The sequence below is a fragment of the Sinorhizobium sp. KGO-5 genome (assembly GCF_036245905.1).
GTDB classification, from domain to species: Bacteria; Pseudomonadota; Alphaproteobacteria; order Rhizobiales; family Rhizobiaceae; genus Sinorhizobium; species Sinorhizobium meliloti_A.
Window position 1 is genome coordinate 87514 of record NZ_BDIZ01000012.1, and the last position, 13619, is coordinate 101132.

Consider the following 13619-nt stretch of genomic DNA (forward strand, 5'->3'; position numbering starts at 1 on the left):
ACCTTCAGTCGTGGCGCACCATAAGGGATCATGGCGCCGGCGTCCAAGAGGTGAAAGAGAGGTCTTCCTTCCTTCTATTCCACGCTTGTCCGCTGCGCTTCGGCGCGTGCCACCGTCCAGGTGGAATAGGCGAAGGCGAGCAGGAATATCGCCGTCATCAGAAGGACGATGGTGGGTGCCGGTGCGCTGTCGATGAAGAAGGAGAGATAGACGCCGCAGAAGGAGGCGGCGACGGCGACGATCACCGCGACCGCCAGCATGTGGCCAAACGTCCGCGTGACGAGATAGGCGATCGCGCCGGGGGCAATGAGCATGGCGATGGCCAGGATCAGCCCGACGGCCTTGAGGGCGCCGACGATCGTCAGCGACAGGATCGCCAGCAGTCCGTAGTGCAGCCAACCGACCCTCAGACCGATCGCGCGTGCCTGAGCCGGATCGAAGGCGTGCAGCAGCAGATCGCGCCACTTCAGGCCGAGAATGCCGGCGGCGAGAAGCGCGATGAGGCCCGTCTCCAGAATGTCGCCCCAGCCGATGCCGAGCATGTCGCCGAAGAGGATGTGATCGAGATGCACGTCGCTCTGGATCTTGGTGTAGAGCACAAGGCCAAGGCCGAACATGCCGGAAAAGACGACGCCCATCACCGTGTCCTGCTTGATGCGGCTGTTTTCCTTCAGATAGCCGGTCAAGAGTGCGCAGCACATGCCGGCCGTAAAGGCGCCGACGGCGAGCGGCAGGCCGACAATGTAGGAGACGACGACGCCGGGAAAGACCGCATGCGAGATCGCGTCGCCCATCAGCGACCAACCCTTGAGGACCAGGAAACAGGAGAGCATCGCCGTCGGAATCGCGACCAGGACCGAGATCAGGAGCGCATTGCGCATGAACTCGAACTCGAAAACGGCAAGGAGCATGTCGAGCGAAGGCATCATGCGGTCTCCAGAGCCTCGGATGCGCGGCGGCGTGCAGCGAGCAGCCCGTGTTTCGGGGCAAATACGAAGGCGAACAGAAAGATCGCAGTCTGCAGGACGATGATGATTCCCCCGGTTGCACCGTCGAGGAAGTAGCTCGCATAGGCGCCGACGAAGCTCGTCAGGGCCCCGATCGCGACGCTGATCACGATCAGCCGCGGAAAACGATCGGTCAGGAGATAGGCGGTGGCGCCGGGGGTCACGACCATGGCGATGACCAGGAAGGCGCCGACCGTCTGCAGCGCCGCCACGGTCGAGGCCGAAAGGAGCGTGAAGAAGAGCACCTTCAGGAACGTGGTGTTGATGCCGATCGAGCGGGCGTGGCTTTCGTCGAAGAAGGTCACCATCAGGTCCTTCCACTTCGCGGACAGGATCAGCAGCGAGACGATGCCGATGATGGCGAGCTGCAACGTGTCGGCCGGCGTGATGGCGAGGATATTGCCGAGCACGATCGTCTGGATGTTCACCGAGGTCGGCGACAGAGACACCATGAACAGGCCGAGGCCGAAGAAGGAGGTGAAGATCAGGCCGATGATCGTGTCTTCCTTCAGCCGCGTGCGCTGGTTGAGGAACAGCATGGCACCGGCGGCAAGCGCACCGGAAAAGAAGGCGCCCAGCGAGAAGGGAAGCCCGAGCATGTAGGCCCCGGCGACGCCCGGCACGATCGAGTGAGAGAGCGCATCGCCGATCAGCGACCAGCCCTTCAGCATGAGATAGGCCGAAAGGAACGCGCAGACTGCGCCCACGAGTGCGCTTACCCACATGGCATTCACCATGTAGCTATAGGCGAACGGCTCGATGAGCGTGGCGGTCATTCGGAGTCCGCCTCGGAATCCGATTCCGGTTTGGCCGGCTGCGCAACCATGCGGTCGCGGGCGCCATACATGACGAGCGGACGCTCGTCGTCGCTGATGACAGAGAGCTGGCGTGGATCGGCATCGTCATGGAGGTTCTCTCCGCCGAGCACGAAGTGACGCAGGACGCCCCCGAAGGCGAGCTCCAGGTTTTCGCGGGTGAAGGTGGTTTCCGTCGGACCGTAGGCGAGCACCGTATTTTTCAGAAGGATGGTGCGGTCGCAGAATTCCGGCACGCTTCCGAGATTATGGGTGGAGACGAGCATCACGCGACCCTCTTCGCGAAGCGCGACGAGCAGGCGGATGATAGCGTCCTCCGTCTTCACGTCGACCCCGGTGAAAGGCTCGTCGAGCAGGATGACGCGGCCGTTCTGGGCAAGTGCCCGGGCCAGGAAGACCCGCTTCTTCTGGCCTCCGGAAAGCTCGCCGATCTGGCGCTTGCGGAACTCGCTCATGCCGACCCGTGCCAGCGCCGTCTCGACCGCCTCGTAATCGGCCTTTTTGGGGATGCGCAGCATGTTCATATGGCCGTAACGGCCCATCATCACCACGTCTTCGACCAGGACGGGAAAATTCCAGTCGACCTCTTCGGCCTGCGGGACATAGGCGACGAGGTTCTGTTTCAATGCCTGCGTCACGGTGAGGCCCAGGATCGAGATGTCGCCCTTGGCCAGTCGGACGAAGCCCATGATCGCTTTGAACAGCGTCGACTTGCCGCTGCCGTTTACGCCGACGAGGGCCGCGATGGTGCCCGTCGGGATTTCGAAGGAGGCGTCGCGCAGCGCCCGGTGGCCGTTGCGGTAGGTCACCGTAGCACCGCTGACGCGAATGCCGCCATCCTCGTCTTGCGGAGCAGCTCCCGGATAGGCGCGGGCCTTTTCCTGAAGGTTCATTGCGACAAGCCTTTCGCAATCGTTTCCGATGTAACGCGCAGCAGATCGATATAGGTCGGAACGGGGCCGTCGGCCTCGCTCAAGGAGTCGACATAGAGCACGCCTCCGTATTTTGCACCCGTCTCCCGCGCGACCTGCTCAGCGGGGTCCGGCGAAATGGTGCTTTCGGAGAAGACGACGGGTATCCGATTCGCTCGAACGACGTCGATCACCTTGCGCACCTGCTGCGGCGTGCCTTGCTGATCGGCATTTATCGGCCAAAGATAAAGCTCCTTCATGCCGAAATCGCGGGCGAGATAGCTGAAGGCGCCCTCGCTCGAAACGAGCCATCGCCTTTCCGCCGGGATCCTTTCGAGCTCGGCGCGGATGGGTGCGACCGCCGCCTCGATCTTCTTCTTGTAGGCCTCGGCATTGGCCTTGTAGACCTCGGCATTGGGGGGATCGTGTTGCACGAAGGCGTCGCGAATATTGTCGACATAGATCAGGGCGGCCGATGGCGACATCCAGGCATGCGGGTTGGGTTTGCCGGTATAGGGGCCCTCGGCGATGCCCATCGGCTCGATGCCTTCGGAGACGACGACGCCGGGAACGCCGTCGAAGTTCTGGAAGAACCTTTCGAACCAGAGCTCGAGGTTCAGCCCGTTCCAGAGAATGAGGTCGGCATCATGCGCCTTGAGGATATCGCGGGGCGTCGGCTGGTAATTGTGGATCTCGGCGCCCGGCTTGGTAATCGATTCGACCACCGCGGCGTCGCCCGCGACGTTCTGCGCCATATCGGCGATGACCGTGAAGGTGGTGACGGCCTTGAGCTTTTCCGCCGCCCGGGCGGCCGCCGGCAGAAGCGATAGAGCAGCCATCGCCGCTGCGGCCGCCACGATCATGCGCCTCGTTGGATGGATCATCCGGCTCTCCTCTTTGCGAACCATAATATGGGTAGGCGAATGGTCTGCATAAGTCAATGCAAATGAGAAGCATTTGCAACTAGCTATTTCCAAAAGGCGTCCGCTTGGCTAGTGTCGCGGGATGAGCGAGAGCAAGAATCGGATCGAGGAACTGGAAGGAATCCTGCGGGAAGGCGGCGTCCGTGTGACGCGCCAGCGCGCCGCGATCCTCAAGATCCTGGCCGAGGCCGCGGACCACCCGGATGCCAGCGAACTTCACCGGCGCGCGAAGGAAATCGACGCGACGGTGTCGCTCTCGACGGTATACCGGACGCTTTCCGCGCTGGAGCAGCAAGGGGTGGTGCAACGGCATGCCTTCGAGAATGCGACTGCCCGCTTCGAGACGGCGGATGCGCCCCACCACGATCACCTGATCGATATCGAAACGGGTGCGGTGATCGAGTTTCGCTCCGACAAGATCGAGCAGTTGCAGGCGGAGATCGCTGCCGAACTCGGCTACGACCTGGTGCGCCACCGGCTGGAGCTCTATTGCCGGAAGCGCAAGGACTGAGCGGAATTACCCTCCGACAGCCGCAATCTTGGGGCGCGTCGGCATGGTCATGGCGGCGACGCCGGCGATGACGCAGCCGAGGCCGAGCCATGCGGTGGTCGAAAGCGTTTCCCCGAGAAACACCACTCCGATCGCAACGCCGATCGGAACGCGTACATAGGCCTGTGCCGTCGCGCCGACGGAACCGAGCGTGTGGATCAGGCGGAAATAGATGACGAAGGCGAGCGCGGTCGAGAAGACGGACAGGCAGAGGAGCGCGATCAGCGATTCCGGCGAGGGATCGAGCGTCCAGGGCCGATCGACGACGAGGCTTGCCGGGATGAGCAGGGCCGCACCCGCGAGAAGCGATCCGCAAGCGGGCATCATCGGATCGAGACCCCTGAAGCCCTTCCCGAAAATCGCCGCGCCGGCATAGCAAACCGTCGCAAGAACGACCGCAAGCTGCGGGATGAGCTGATTGCCGATGCCGCGGAAGGCCTCGAGACCGATGATCAGCGCGATTCCGGCGAGGCCCGCAAGGACGCCCAGGAACTTGCGGGCGGTAACGGGCTCGTGCCGGGTGATCAGGGCCGTCAGGAGAAAGGCGAAGATCGGCGTCGTGGAGTTGAGGATGGCCGCGACGCCGGCATCGATCGTACGCTCCGACCAGGCGATCAAGGTGAATGGGACGACGCTGTTGAGGCAGGCCTGGAACAGGAACCGCCGCCACATCGCCCCGTCCCGCGGCAATGTCAGGCCGCGCCATGCGATCAGCGCCAGAAGAACCATGCCGGCAAGCAGCGTTCGCGCGGCGATCAGCGTCACCGGGGGAATGGTTTCGACGCCGATCTTGATGAAGGTGTAGGAGGCGCCCCAGAGCGTTGCCAGGGCGACAAGCAGAAGCAGTTCGAGAGCGAGACGTGGCCTGTCCATAAATGCGGTCCTTGTGAATCGTTGTTCATCGGACCATTCCTAGCGTCCGGAGCCCCTGCGATGCTTCGGTGCCGATCGAAGTATGGCGCATACCCCGCGGGTCTTCGCCCGCGGGGTATGCGGTTCAATGGCCGTCTGCCAGCCGCGCGGCCTCGACGCATGCGGAACGCTCGATGCTGAGGCCGTTGAAGAAGGCATTGAGCACGACGGCCGAGGCCGCGGCCAGCACTATGCCGGACTCGATGATGGGATGGATCGCATGCGGCATCCACATCAGGAAGTTGGGTGCGATCATCGGAATGAGGCCGAAGCCGACGGAGACGGCGACCACGAACAGGTTGTTTCGCGAGGACTTGAAGTCGACCGTCGAGAGTATCCTGACGCCGGTTGCCGCCACCATGCCGAACATCACGAGCCCCGCGCCGCCGAGAACGAAGGTCGGAACCGCCTCGACCAGCGCGCCCATCTTCGGGACAACGCCCAGCAGGATCATGATGACGCCGCCCATCACGCAGACGTAGCGGCTCTTGACGCCGGTGACGCCGACGAGGCCGACATTCTGCGAAAAGCTCGTATAGGGAAATGTATTGAAGAGACCGCCGATGATGGTGCCGAGACCGTCCACCCGAAGTCCGGCGGTCAATTGCTGTTGCTTGACCTCGCGGTTCGTCATCTCGCCGAGTGCCAGGAACATGCCGGTCGATTCGATCATCACGACGATCATGACAAGCGACATGGTGGCGATCAGCACCGGATCGAAGATCGGCATGCCGAAGCGCAATGGGGTCACGACGGCGAACCAGCCGGCGCTCGCCACGCGATCGAAATGCATCATGCCGAGCATGGCTGCCGCGACGCATCCGATCACGATGCCGATCAGAACCGCGATGTTGCTGATGAGCCCCTTGCCGAAACGGGCTACTACGAGAATGGAGACCAGCACGAAGGCGGCAAGCGCCACATGGCCCGGTTCAGCATAGATCGGGTTCGGAACCGTGGCACCCAGGACCAGCCCGTCCGGCACGGCCGGACCGCCGGTTGCGGCGAGCTGCTTCAAATCGGCGAGCCATTGCGCGTGAGCCGGATCGACGAGTTTCGGCGCCGTCGGACCGAAGGGGTTGCCGAATATCCAGTTGACGCCGACGCGCATCAGGGTCACCCCGATGACGAGAATGATGGTGCCTGTGACGACGGGCGGGAAGAACTTCAGCAGGCGTCCCATGATGGGCGCGATGAGAAGCGCGACGAGGCCGGCGCCGATGATCGCGCCGAAGATCGTCCTTGCTCCGTCGATGCCGGGCGTCATGGCGGCCATGGAGACCATCGGGCCGACGGCGGCAAAGGTGACGCCCATCATCACGGGAAGGCGGATGCCTATACCCCTGGTCAGCCCGAGCGACTGAATGATGGTGACGATGCCGCAGACGAACAGGTCCGCCGAGATCAGGAAGGCGACGTCCTCCGGGCTCAGCTGCAGCGCCCGGCCGACGATCAGGGGCACTGCGACGGCGCCGCCATACATGACAAGAACATGCTGTATCCCGAGGGTCGCCAGCCTGCCGATCGGCAGGCGCTCGTCCACGGGATGTATGCTGGATGCGTCGTTCATGGTTCCTCCTCCATCGCCGCCACCGTCCGTTCCCGTCCTCCAACGGGGAGGGGAATTTTTCGCGCCGCAGGAGCATGCCGCAAGGGTGCAGGAAGTGAAAACACTTTCGGATTTTCGAGGGTAATCGGGCGCATCGCGGGCGATCCGGACAGCGCCCGGATCGCGTTCAGGGGAACGGCTTGCCGGCCGTCAATGCGCTTCCGCGGCAAGCACGCGCACTTCCGTGCCGTTGGCGTCGTAGAGCTTGCCGTTGAGGAAATAGTCGCCGTCGTGCAGTCGCGCGATGTCCTGGTAGCGGAGCGTCCGCTCCGTCCCGGCGACGAATACCGATTGCTGGTCCGAGTTCCCGGCGGTCATATGGTTGAAGATCAGGTTGAGGCCGATCGCCATCAGCGCGGCGGAGCTGATGCCGGAATGGAAGATCGTCTCGACCCAGGCCGGGAAATGCTCGTAGAAGGTCGGCGAGGCGATCGGGATCATGCCGAAGCCGATCGAGGTCGCGACGATGACGAGGTTCATGTTGTTGGCGTAGTCCACCTTCGACAGGGTGCGGATGCCGCTCGCGGCGACCGTGCCGAAGAGCACGATGCCGGCGCCGCCGAGCACCGAACTCGGAACCGCCGCGACGATGCGGCCCATGACCGGCAGAAGACCGAGCGTGACGAGAAACAGGCCGCCGGTTGCAACGACATAGCGGCTCTTGACCCTGGTGACCGCTACCAGCCCGACATTCTGGGCAAAGGCGCTCTGGGTGAAGGAGCCGAAGATCGGAGCGAGCAGGCTCGACAGCATGTCGGCCCTGAGTCCGTCGCCGAGCCGGCGCGAATCCACCTTCGTTTCGATGATCTCGCCGACCGCCAGAATGTCCGCCGAAGTCTCGACCAGCGTCACCATGATGACGATGAACATCGAGGCGATCGCCGCGACTTCGAAGGTCGGATAGCCGAAGTGGAAAACCAGCGGAAGCGCGAAGAAAGGCCCTTCGGTTACCTGCGAGAAATCAGCCATGCCGGCGAAATAGGCTATCACCGTACCGATGATCAGGGCGAGCAGGATCGAGAGCCGCGAGATCGCGGCGCTTCCGAGCTTGCTGAGCAGGAGCACGATGACGAGCGTGACCGCTGCAAGCTGGATATTGGCGGGACTGCCGAAATCGGGGGCACTGCTGTTACCGCCCATGGCCCAGCGCGCGGCCACCGGCATCAGCGTCAGTCCTATGGTGGTGATCACGATTCCGGTGACGAGCGGCGGAAAGAAGCGGGTGATCCGCGAAAATACAGGCGTTATCAGCAGGCCGATCAGCGAGGCGGCAATGACGGCGCCGAGCACCGACTGAAGCCCCCCATTGCCGGAAATGGCGATCATCGTCGCCACGCCGGAAAAGGAAACGCCCTGGACCAGCGGCAACTGGCTTCCGAAGAAGGGCAGGCCGATGGTTTGCAATATGGTGGCGAGGCCGCCGGCAAATAAGGATGCCGTGATGAGCAGGCCGATGTCGCCGGGGCCGAGGCCTGCGGCCTGGCCCAGTATCAGGGGCACGGCGACGATGCCTCCATACATCGTCAGCACGTGTTGCAGGCCATAGGCCAGATTGGCGCCGATTCCGAGCTTCTCATCCTCCGGACGCGTTGGTGATAGGGTTTCCTCTGCACTGTTTGCCAAGGTAATCTCCTCCAATACCTTTGCATGTCATCCACTTCTTACGAAGAAGGTGGCGAATAATGTCAGCGACGATGAGGCGCTGCCTTACCGAAATAGGGGAAACAGTTTTCGCCTGGCGGGCGGTAATGCTGCGGTGATCGCAGCGGCGAGCGTGGGGTGGCCCCCTCGATTCGAAACGAAAAAACCGGGGCCGTTTCCAGCCCCGGTGCCGCATCTCCTTTTAACAACGCCGCCGACGGATCGGGCAGCGTCTGTCGATCAGTTCGTCTGCCAGCTCTTGACCAGCTCGTCGTAGTTGACGGTGGTCGGCTTTTCCTTCTCGTTCTCGATCTTGAGCTGCGGTGCGAGGTTGCCGGCCTTGACGGCTTCGGCGTTCCAGTATTCCAGATCGTGCTCTTCGGCGAGCTTCGGACCGATGTCGCCCTGGACGCCGGCACGTTCCAGGCGCTGCAGCACCTTTTCCTGCTCGGCGCAGAGCGAGTCCATGGCTTCCTGGGCGGTTTTCGCGCCGGAGGAAGCGTCGCCGATCGCCTGCCACCAGAGCTGTGCCAGCTTCGGATAGTCGGGCACGTTCGTTCCGGTCGGCGACCACTGCAGGCGGGCCGGTGAACGGTAGAACTCGATCAGGCCGCCGAGCTTCGGGGCGCGGTCGGTGAAGCTCTGATGGTCGAGCGTCGACTGGCGGATGAAGGTCAGGCCGACATGGCTCTTCTTAACGTCCACCGTCTTCGACGTCACGAACTGCGCGTAGAGCCACGCAGCCTTGGCCCTATCGTCCGGCGTCGATTTCAGGAGTGTCCAGGACCCGGCGTCCTGGTAGCCGAGCTTCATGCCGTCCTTCCAGTAGACGCCGTGCGGGCTCGGGGCAAAACGCCACTTCGGTGTGCCGTCCTCGTTCACGACCGGCAGGCCTTCCTTCACGAAGTCGGCGGTGAAGGCCGTATAGGTGAACATCTGCTGGGCGACCTCGCCCTGCGATGGTACCGGGCCGGATTCCGAGAAGGTCATGCCCTGGGCAGCAGCCGGCGCATAGGCCTTCATCCAGTCGAGATATTTCTGGATGGCGTAGACCGAGGCCGGACCGTTGGTGTCGCCGCCGCGCGCGACGCAGGATCCGACGGGCCGCGAGTTCTCGTCGACCTTGATGCCCCACTCGTCGACCGGCTTGCCGTTCGGGATGCCCTTGTCGCCGTTGCCGGCCATCGACAGCCAGGCATCGGTAAAGCGCCAGCCCAGCGACGGGTCCTTCTTGCCGTAGTCCATGTGGCCATAGACCTTCTTGCCGTCGATCTCGCGCCCGGTGAAGAACTCGGCGATGTCCTCATAGGCCGACCAGTTGACCGGAACGCCGAGTTCGTAGCCGTACTTGGCCTTGAAGTCCGCCTTGTTCTTCTCGTCGTTGAACCAGTCGTAGCGGAACCAATAGAGGTTTGCGAACTGCTGATCGGGAAGCTGGTAGAGCTTGCCGTCCGGCGCGGTCGTGAAGGATTTGCCGATGAAGTCGTCTATGTCGAGGTTGGGGTTGGTGACATCCTTGCCCTCGTTCGCCATGAAGTCGGTCAGGCTGCGGGCCTGCTGGTAGCGCCAATGCGTGCCGATCAGGTCAGAGTCGTTGATATAGGCGTCATAGACGTTCTCGCCCGACTGCATCTGCGTCTGCAGTTTTTCGACCACGTCGCCTTCGCCGATCAGGTCATGGGTGATCTTGATGCCGGTGATCGCGGTAAAGGCGGGTGCCAGAACCTTCGATTCGTATTCATGCGTGGTGATCGTTTCGGAAACGACCTTGATCTCCATGCCGGCAAAAGGCTTTGCCGCATCGACGAACCATTGCATTTCCGCTTCCTGGGCGGCGCGGTCGAGCGAGGACATATCGCCGACTTCCTTGTCCAGGAACTGCTTTGCCTCGTCCATCCCGGCAAATGCCGAGCCGGTAAATGCCAGCAGCATAGCCGCCGTCGTTGTCAAAAGGTGCCTTCGCATTAAATCCTCCCTTGGGTTTTGCGATTGCGTTCACTTGCAGTTTCAAAGGGCGCCCGCGGTGAGCGCCCTTCGTTTGGTTCCTCAGACGTAGCGGAATACGCCGACCGCGTAGATCACCGACAGGGCGACCGCCCACCAGAGATTTGCGCCGACCAGCCCCAGCCAGGCGAGGTGAATGAATGCGCTTCCGAGCAGCGACACGAAGAGCCGGTCGCCGCGGGTCGTCTCGAAGCGCAGGATGCCGACGCGCGGGTTTCCGCCCGGCCGGGCATATTCCCAGACGGCCATCAGCGACAGGAGCGCGAAGATCGTCAGAAAGAACATGGCGGTAGGGAAAGACCAGGCCATCCAGCCGCCGGGGATCAGCGGGGCGAACCAGTCGGTCTTGCCGTCCTTGGCCGGCAGAACGGAAAAAAGCAGGCCGGCCGCGGTGAGATAGACGACGAGCACGGCGGCAAGCGCGACGGGCCAGCGGTTCTTGCGAGTGGCGATGGTTGCCATCAGACCCTCCCCAGGGCGAAGCCCTTGGCGATGTAGTTGCGAACGAAATAGATGACGAGCGCGCCGGGGATGATCGTCAGCACGCCGGCGGCGGCGAGCACGCCCCAGTCCAGACCGGAGGCGGAAACCGTGCGCGTCATCGTCGCGGCGATCGGCTTGGCGTCGGTCGTCGTCAGGGTGCGGGCGATCAGCAGCTCGACCCACGAGAACATGAAGCAGAAGAAGGCGGCCACGCCGATGCCGGACGCGATCAGGGGCACGAAGATCTTCACGAAGAAACGCGGGAAGGAGTAGCCGTCGATATAGGCGGTCTCGTCGATCTCCTTCGGCACGCCGGACATGAAGCCTTCCAGGATCCACACGGCGAGCGGCACGTTGAACAGGCAATGCGCGATCGCCACCGCGATGTGCGTGTCGATGAGACCGAAGGCGGAATAGAGCTGGAAGAAGGGCAGCGCGAAAACCGCCGGCGGCGCCATCCGGTTGGTGAGCAGCCAGAAGAACAGGTGCTTGTCGCCGAGGAAGCGGTAGCGTGAAAAGGCGTAGGCTGCCGGCAGCGCCACCGTCACCGAGATCAGCGTGTTCAGGACCACATAGGTGATCGAGTTGATGTAGCCGTTGTACCAGGAGGGATCGGTAAAGATCACCGCATAGTTCCGAAGCGTCGGATTCTGCGGCCACAGCGAGAAGGTGCTGAGGATCTCGCTCGTCTCCTTGAAGCTCATATTGACGAGCCAGTAGATCGGCAGGAGCAGGAAGACGATGTAGATCGTCGGCACCAGCCAGGAGAGGCGCTGCGAAAGTGGTTGCTTGTTGGTCATCATGATGTCTCCTCCCTCCTTCTCAGCCTTGCGCGTCGCTCGTGGTCATCACCGTGTAGAAGATCCACGAGAGGAGCAGGATGATGAGGAAGTAGATGATCGAGAGGGCTGCGGCCGGGCCGAGGTCGAACTGGCCGATTGCCGTCTTGACGAGATCGATCGACAGGAAGGTCGTCGAATTGCCCGGGCCGCCGCCGGTCACGACGAAAGGTTCGGTATAGATCATGAAGCTGTCCATGAAGCGCAGCAGGAAGGCGATCAGGAGCACGCGCTTCATCTTCGGAAGCTGGATGTAGCGGAAGACCGACCAGCGCGAGGCGCCGTCGATCTTGGCGGCCTGGTAGTAGGCGTCCGGGATCGAGACGAGGCCGGCATAGCAGAGCAGCACGACGAGGCTCGTCCAGTGCCAGACATCCATGACGATCAGAGTGACCCAGGCGTCGAGCGGATTCTGAACGTAATTATAGTTGATGCCGAGCGAGGCGAGCGTGCGCCCGAGCAGGCCGATGTCGACCCGGCCGAAAACCTGCCAGATGGTGCCGACGACGTTCCACGGAATGAGCAGCGGCAGCGCCATCAGAACGAGGCAGATCGGCACGCCGATGCCTCTCTTCGGCATGTTGAGCGCGATGACGATGCCGAGCGGGATCTCGATCGCGAGAATGATCGCCGAGAAGATCAGATTGCGGGTGAGCGCATCCCAGAAACGGTCGGATTCGAGCACGTCCAGGAACCAGTCGGTGCCGGCCCAGAAGAACTCGTTATTGCCGAAGGTGTCCTGTACCGAATAGTTGACGACGGTCATCAGCGGGATCACCGCCGAGAAGGCGACGAGCACCAGTACCGGCAGGACCATGAACCAGGCCTTGTTGTTCCAGGTCTTTTCCATATCAGGCCTCCCCGCCGACGCGCCAGGAATCGGCGTAGATGTTGATTGCCTTCGGATCGAAGGTCACGCGCGGCTCGGCGGGGATCTCGCCGTCCTCGTCGACGATGATCGAGATCGGCCGGTCGGCGAAGCGGGCGCGTACGACCTTGTGGCGGCCGATATCCTCGACCTTCGTGACAGCGACCGGCATGCCTTCGCGGCCGAGGGAAATGAATTCCGGACGGATGCCGAGTTCGGTTCTGGCGCCCGGCTTGATCTGCGGCTGGAAATCGAGTGCGATCCTCTGGTCGCCGACGGCGGCCGTGTTGCCGGCGATCTCGGCCGGCAGGACGTTCATGCCCGGCGAGCCGATGAAGTAGCCGACGAAGGTGTGACGCGGCCGCTCGAAGAGCTCGGCCGGCGTGCCGATCTGGACGATCTGGCCGTCATACATGACGACGACCTTGTCGGCGAAGGTGAGCGCCTCGGTCTGGTCGTGCGTCACATAGACCATGGTGAAGCCGAACTGCTTGTGCAGCCGCTTGATCTGCGAGCGCAGGACCCATTTCATTTCCGGATCGATGACGGTCAGCGGCTCGTCGAAGAGGATGGCGCTGACGTCCGAGCGCACGAGGCCGCGGCCGAGCGAGATCTTCTGCTTCTGGTCGGCGGTCAGCCCGCGCGCAGTCTTCCTGGCCCAGCTGCCGAGTCCGGTCATCTCGAGGATTTCCTTCACGCGGCGGTCGACCTCGGTTTCGGGCACATGCCGGTTGCGCAGCGGAAAGGCGAGATTGTCGTAGACGGTCATCGTGTCGTAGATGACCGGGAACTGGAACACCTGGGCGATGTTGCGCTGTTGCGTCGTCAGATGCGTGACGTCGGTGCCGTCGAAGAGAATGCGCCCTTCGGAAGGGTTGATCAGCCCCGAAATGATGTTGAGCAGCGTGGTCTTGCCGCAGCCGGAGGGCCCGAGCAGAGCGTAGGCGCCACCGTCGTTCCACTCGTGATGCACTTCCTTCAGCGCGTAGTCCGCTTCCGATTTCGGCCTGGCGCCGTAGGCGTGGCGGATATGTTCGAGATTGATGCGTGCCATGGT

At 62.7% G+C, this 13619-nt stretch carries 13 protein-coding genes; 1 reads left to right on the top strand and 12 read right to left on the bottom strand.

Going from position 1 to position 13619, the window contains the following annotated elements; all coding sequences use genetic code 11:
• Nucleotides 1-74: 74 nt before the first annotated feature.
• From BHD07_RS28945 to BHD07_RS28960, 4 genes are read right to left on the bottom strand one after another with little or no spacing between them, the layout of a single operon-like run.
• A complete protein-coding gene (locus BHD07_RS28945; protein WP_338284024.1) occupies nt 75-929 on the bottom strand; it encodes a metal ABC transporter permease in 855 nt (284 codons plus the stop codon).
• The gene (locus BHD07_RS28950; protein WP_338284025.1) at nt 926-1783 is read right to left on the bottom strand and encodes a metal ABC transporter permease; all 858 of its coding nucleotides are present in this window, start codon (nt 1781-1783) and stop codon (nt 926-928) included. The genes BHD07_RS28945 and BHD07_RS28950 overlap by 4 nt, the downstream gene beginning before the upstream one ends.
• Complete coding sequence (locus tag BHD07_RS28955) at nt 1780-2715, bottom strand: manganese/iron ABC transporter ATP-binding protein (RefSeq protein WP_338284026.1); 936 nt, start codon at nt 2713-2715, stop codon at nt 1780-1782. The genes BHD07_RS28950 and BHD07_RS28955 overlap by 4 nt, the downstream gene beginning before the upstream one ends.
• Nucleotides 2712-3617 carry a metal ABC transporter substrate-binding protein gene (locus BHD07_RS28960; protein ID WP_324762446.1) on the bottom strand — a complete coding sequence of 302 codons (906 nt, stop codon included), beginning with the start codon at nt 3615-3617 and terminating at the stop codon, nt 2712-2714. Before BHD07_RS28960 ends, BHD07_RS28955 begins: the two co-directional genes overlap by 4 nt.
• 121 nt (nt 3618-3738) lie before the next feature.
• Between BHD07_RS28960 and BHD07_RS28965 the strand changes: the two genes are divergently transcribed.
• Entirely contained in the window at nt 3739-4167 is a 429-nt protein-coding gene (locus BHD07_RS28965) for a Fur family transcriptional regulator (protein WP_338284027.1), read from the top strand.
• Nucleotides 4168-4173: 6 nt separating this feature from the next.
• On the opposite strand, the gene BHD07_RS28970 is transcribed toward BHD07_RS28965, so the two are convergent.
• From BHD07_RS28970 to BHD07_RS29005, 8 genes are all read right to left on the bottom strand, one after another.
• On the bottom strand, nt 4174-5079 hold the full coding sequence (locus tag BHD07_RS28970) for a DMT family transporter (protein ID WP_127710650.1): 906 nt from the start codon (nt 5077-5079) through the stop codon (nt 4174-4176).
• Nucleotides 5080-5203: 124 nt separating this feature from the next.
• The gene (locus tag BHD07_RS28975) at nt 5204-6688 is read right to left on the bottom strand and encodes a nucleobase:cation symporter-2 family protein (RefSeq protein WP_338284028.1); all 1485 of its coding nucleotides are present in this window, start codon (nt 6686-6688) and stop codon (nt 5204-5206) included.
• 189 nt (nt 6689-6877) lie between these two features.
• Complete coding sequence (locus tag BHD07_RS28980) at nt 6878-8350, bottom strand: nucleobase:cation symporter-2 family protein (RefSeq protein WP_338284029.1); 1473 nt, start codon at nt 8348-8350, stop codon at nt 6878-6880.
• A 258-nt stretch (nt 8351-8608) separates the two neighbouring features.
• Nucleotides 8609-10333 (bottom strand): ABC transporter substrate-binding protein, encoded by a 1725-nt coding sequence (locus BHD07_RS28985; RefSeq protein WP_018097262.1) that lies wholly within the window; start codon nt 10331-10333, stop codon nt 8609-8611.
• A gap of 81 nt (nt 10334-10414) precedes the next feature.
• A complete protein-coding gene (locus BHD07_RS28990; RefSeq protein ID WP_003530327.1) occupies nt 10415-10834 on the bottom strand; it encodes a DUF2160 domain-containing protein in 420 nt (139 codons plus the stop codon).
• Nucleotides 10834-11658, bottom strand: a complete 825-nt coding sequence (locus BHD07_RS28995; RefSeq protein WP_010970356.1) for a carbohydrate ABC transporter permease — start codon at nt 11656-11658, stop codon at nt 10834-10836. Before BHD07_RS28995 ends, BHD07_RS28990 begins: the two co-directional genes overlap by 1 nt.
• Nucleotides 11659-11677: 19 nt before the next feature.
• Nucleotides 11678-12544 carry a carbohydrate ABC transporter permease gene (locus BHD07_RS29000; protein WP_003530331.1) on the bottom strand — a complete coding sequence of 289 codons (867 nt, stop codon included), beginning with the start codon at nt 12542-12544 and terminating at the stop codon, nt 11678-11680.
• Nucleotide 12545: 1 nt separating this feature from the next.
• Nucleotides 12546-13616, bottom strand: coding sequence for an ABC transporter ATP-binding protein (locus tag BHD07_RS29005; RefSeq protein ID WP_018097260.1), 1071 nt, complete (start codon nt 13614-13616; stop codon nt 12546-12548).
• Nucleotides 13617-13619 lie beyond the last annotated feature (3 nt).

Coding starts and splice junctions, on each gene's coding strand:
- BHD07_RS28960 (WP_324762446.1), bottom strand. CDS start 3,617: ATGATCCATCCAACGAGGCGCATGATCGTGGCGGCCGCAGCGGCGATG.
- BHD07_RS28985 (WP_018097262.1), bottom strand. CDS start 10,333: ATGCGAAGGCACCTTTTGACAACGACGGCGGCTATGCTGCTGGCATTT.
- BHD07_RS28970 (WP_127710650.1), bottom strand. CDS start 5,079: ATGGACAGGCCACGTCTCGCTCTCGAACTGCTTCTGCTTGTCGCCCTG.
- BHD07_RS28975 (WP_338284028.1), bottom strand. CDS start 6,688: ATGAACGACGCATCCAGCATACATCCCGTGGACGAGCGCCTGCCGATC.
- BHD07_RS28950 (WP_338284025.1), bottom strand. CDS start 1,783: ATGACCGCCACGCTCATCGAGCCGTTCGCCTATAGCTACATGGTGAAT.
- BHD07_RS29005 (WP_018097260.1), bottom strand. CDS start 13,616: ATGGCACGCATCAATCTCGAACATATCCGCCACGCCTACGGCGCCAGG.
- BHD07_RS28965 (WP_338284027.1), top strand. CDS start 3,739: ATGAGCGAGAGCAAGAATCGGATCGAGGAACTGGAAGGAATCCTGCGG.
- BHD07_RS28945 (WP_338284024.1), bottom strand. CDS start 929: ATGATGCCTTCGCTCGACATGCTCCTTGCCGTTTTCGAGTTCGAGTTC.
- BHD07_RS28995 (WP_010970356.1), bottom strand. CDS start 11,658: ATGATGACCAACAAGCAACCACTTTCGCAGCGCCTCTCCTGGCTGGTG.
- BHD07_RS28990 (WP_003530327.1), bottom strand. CDS start 10,834: ATGGCAACCATCGCCACTCGCAAGAACCGCTGGCCCGTCGCGCTTGCC.
- BHD07_RS28955 (WP_338284026.1), bottom strand. CDS start 2,715: ATGAACCTTCAGGAAAAGGCCCGCGCCTATCCGGGAGCTGCTCCGCAA.
- BHD07_RS29000 (WP_003530331.1), bottom strand. CDS start 12,544: ATGGAAAAGACCTGGAACAACAAGGCCTGGTTCATGGTCCTGCCGGTA.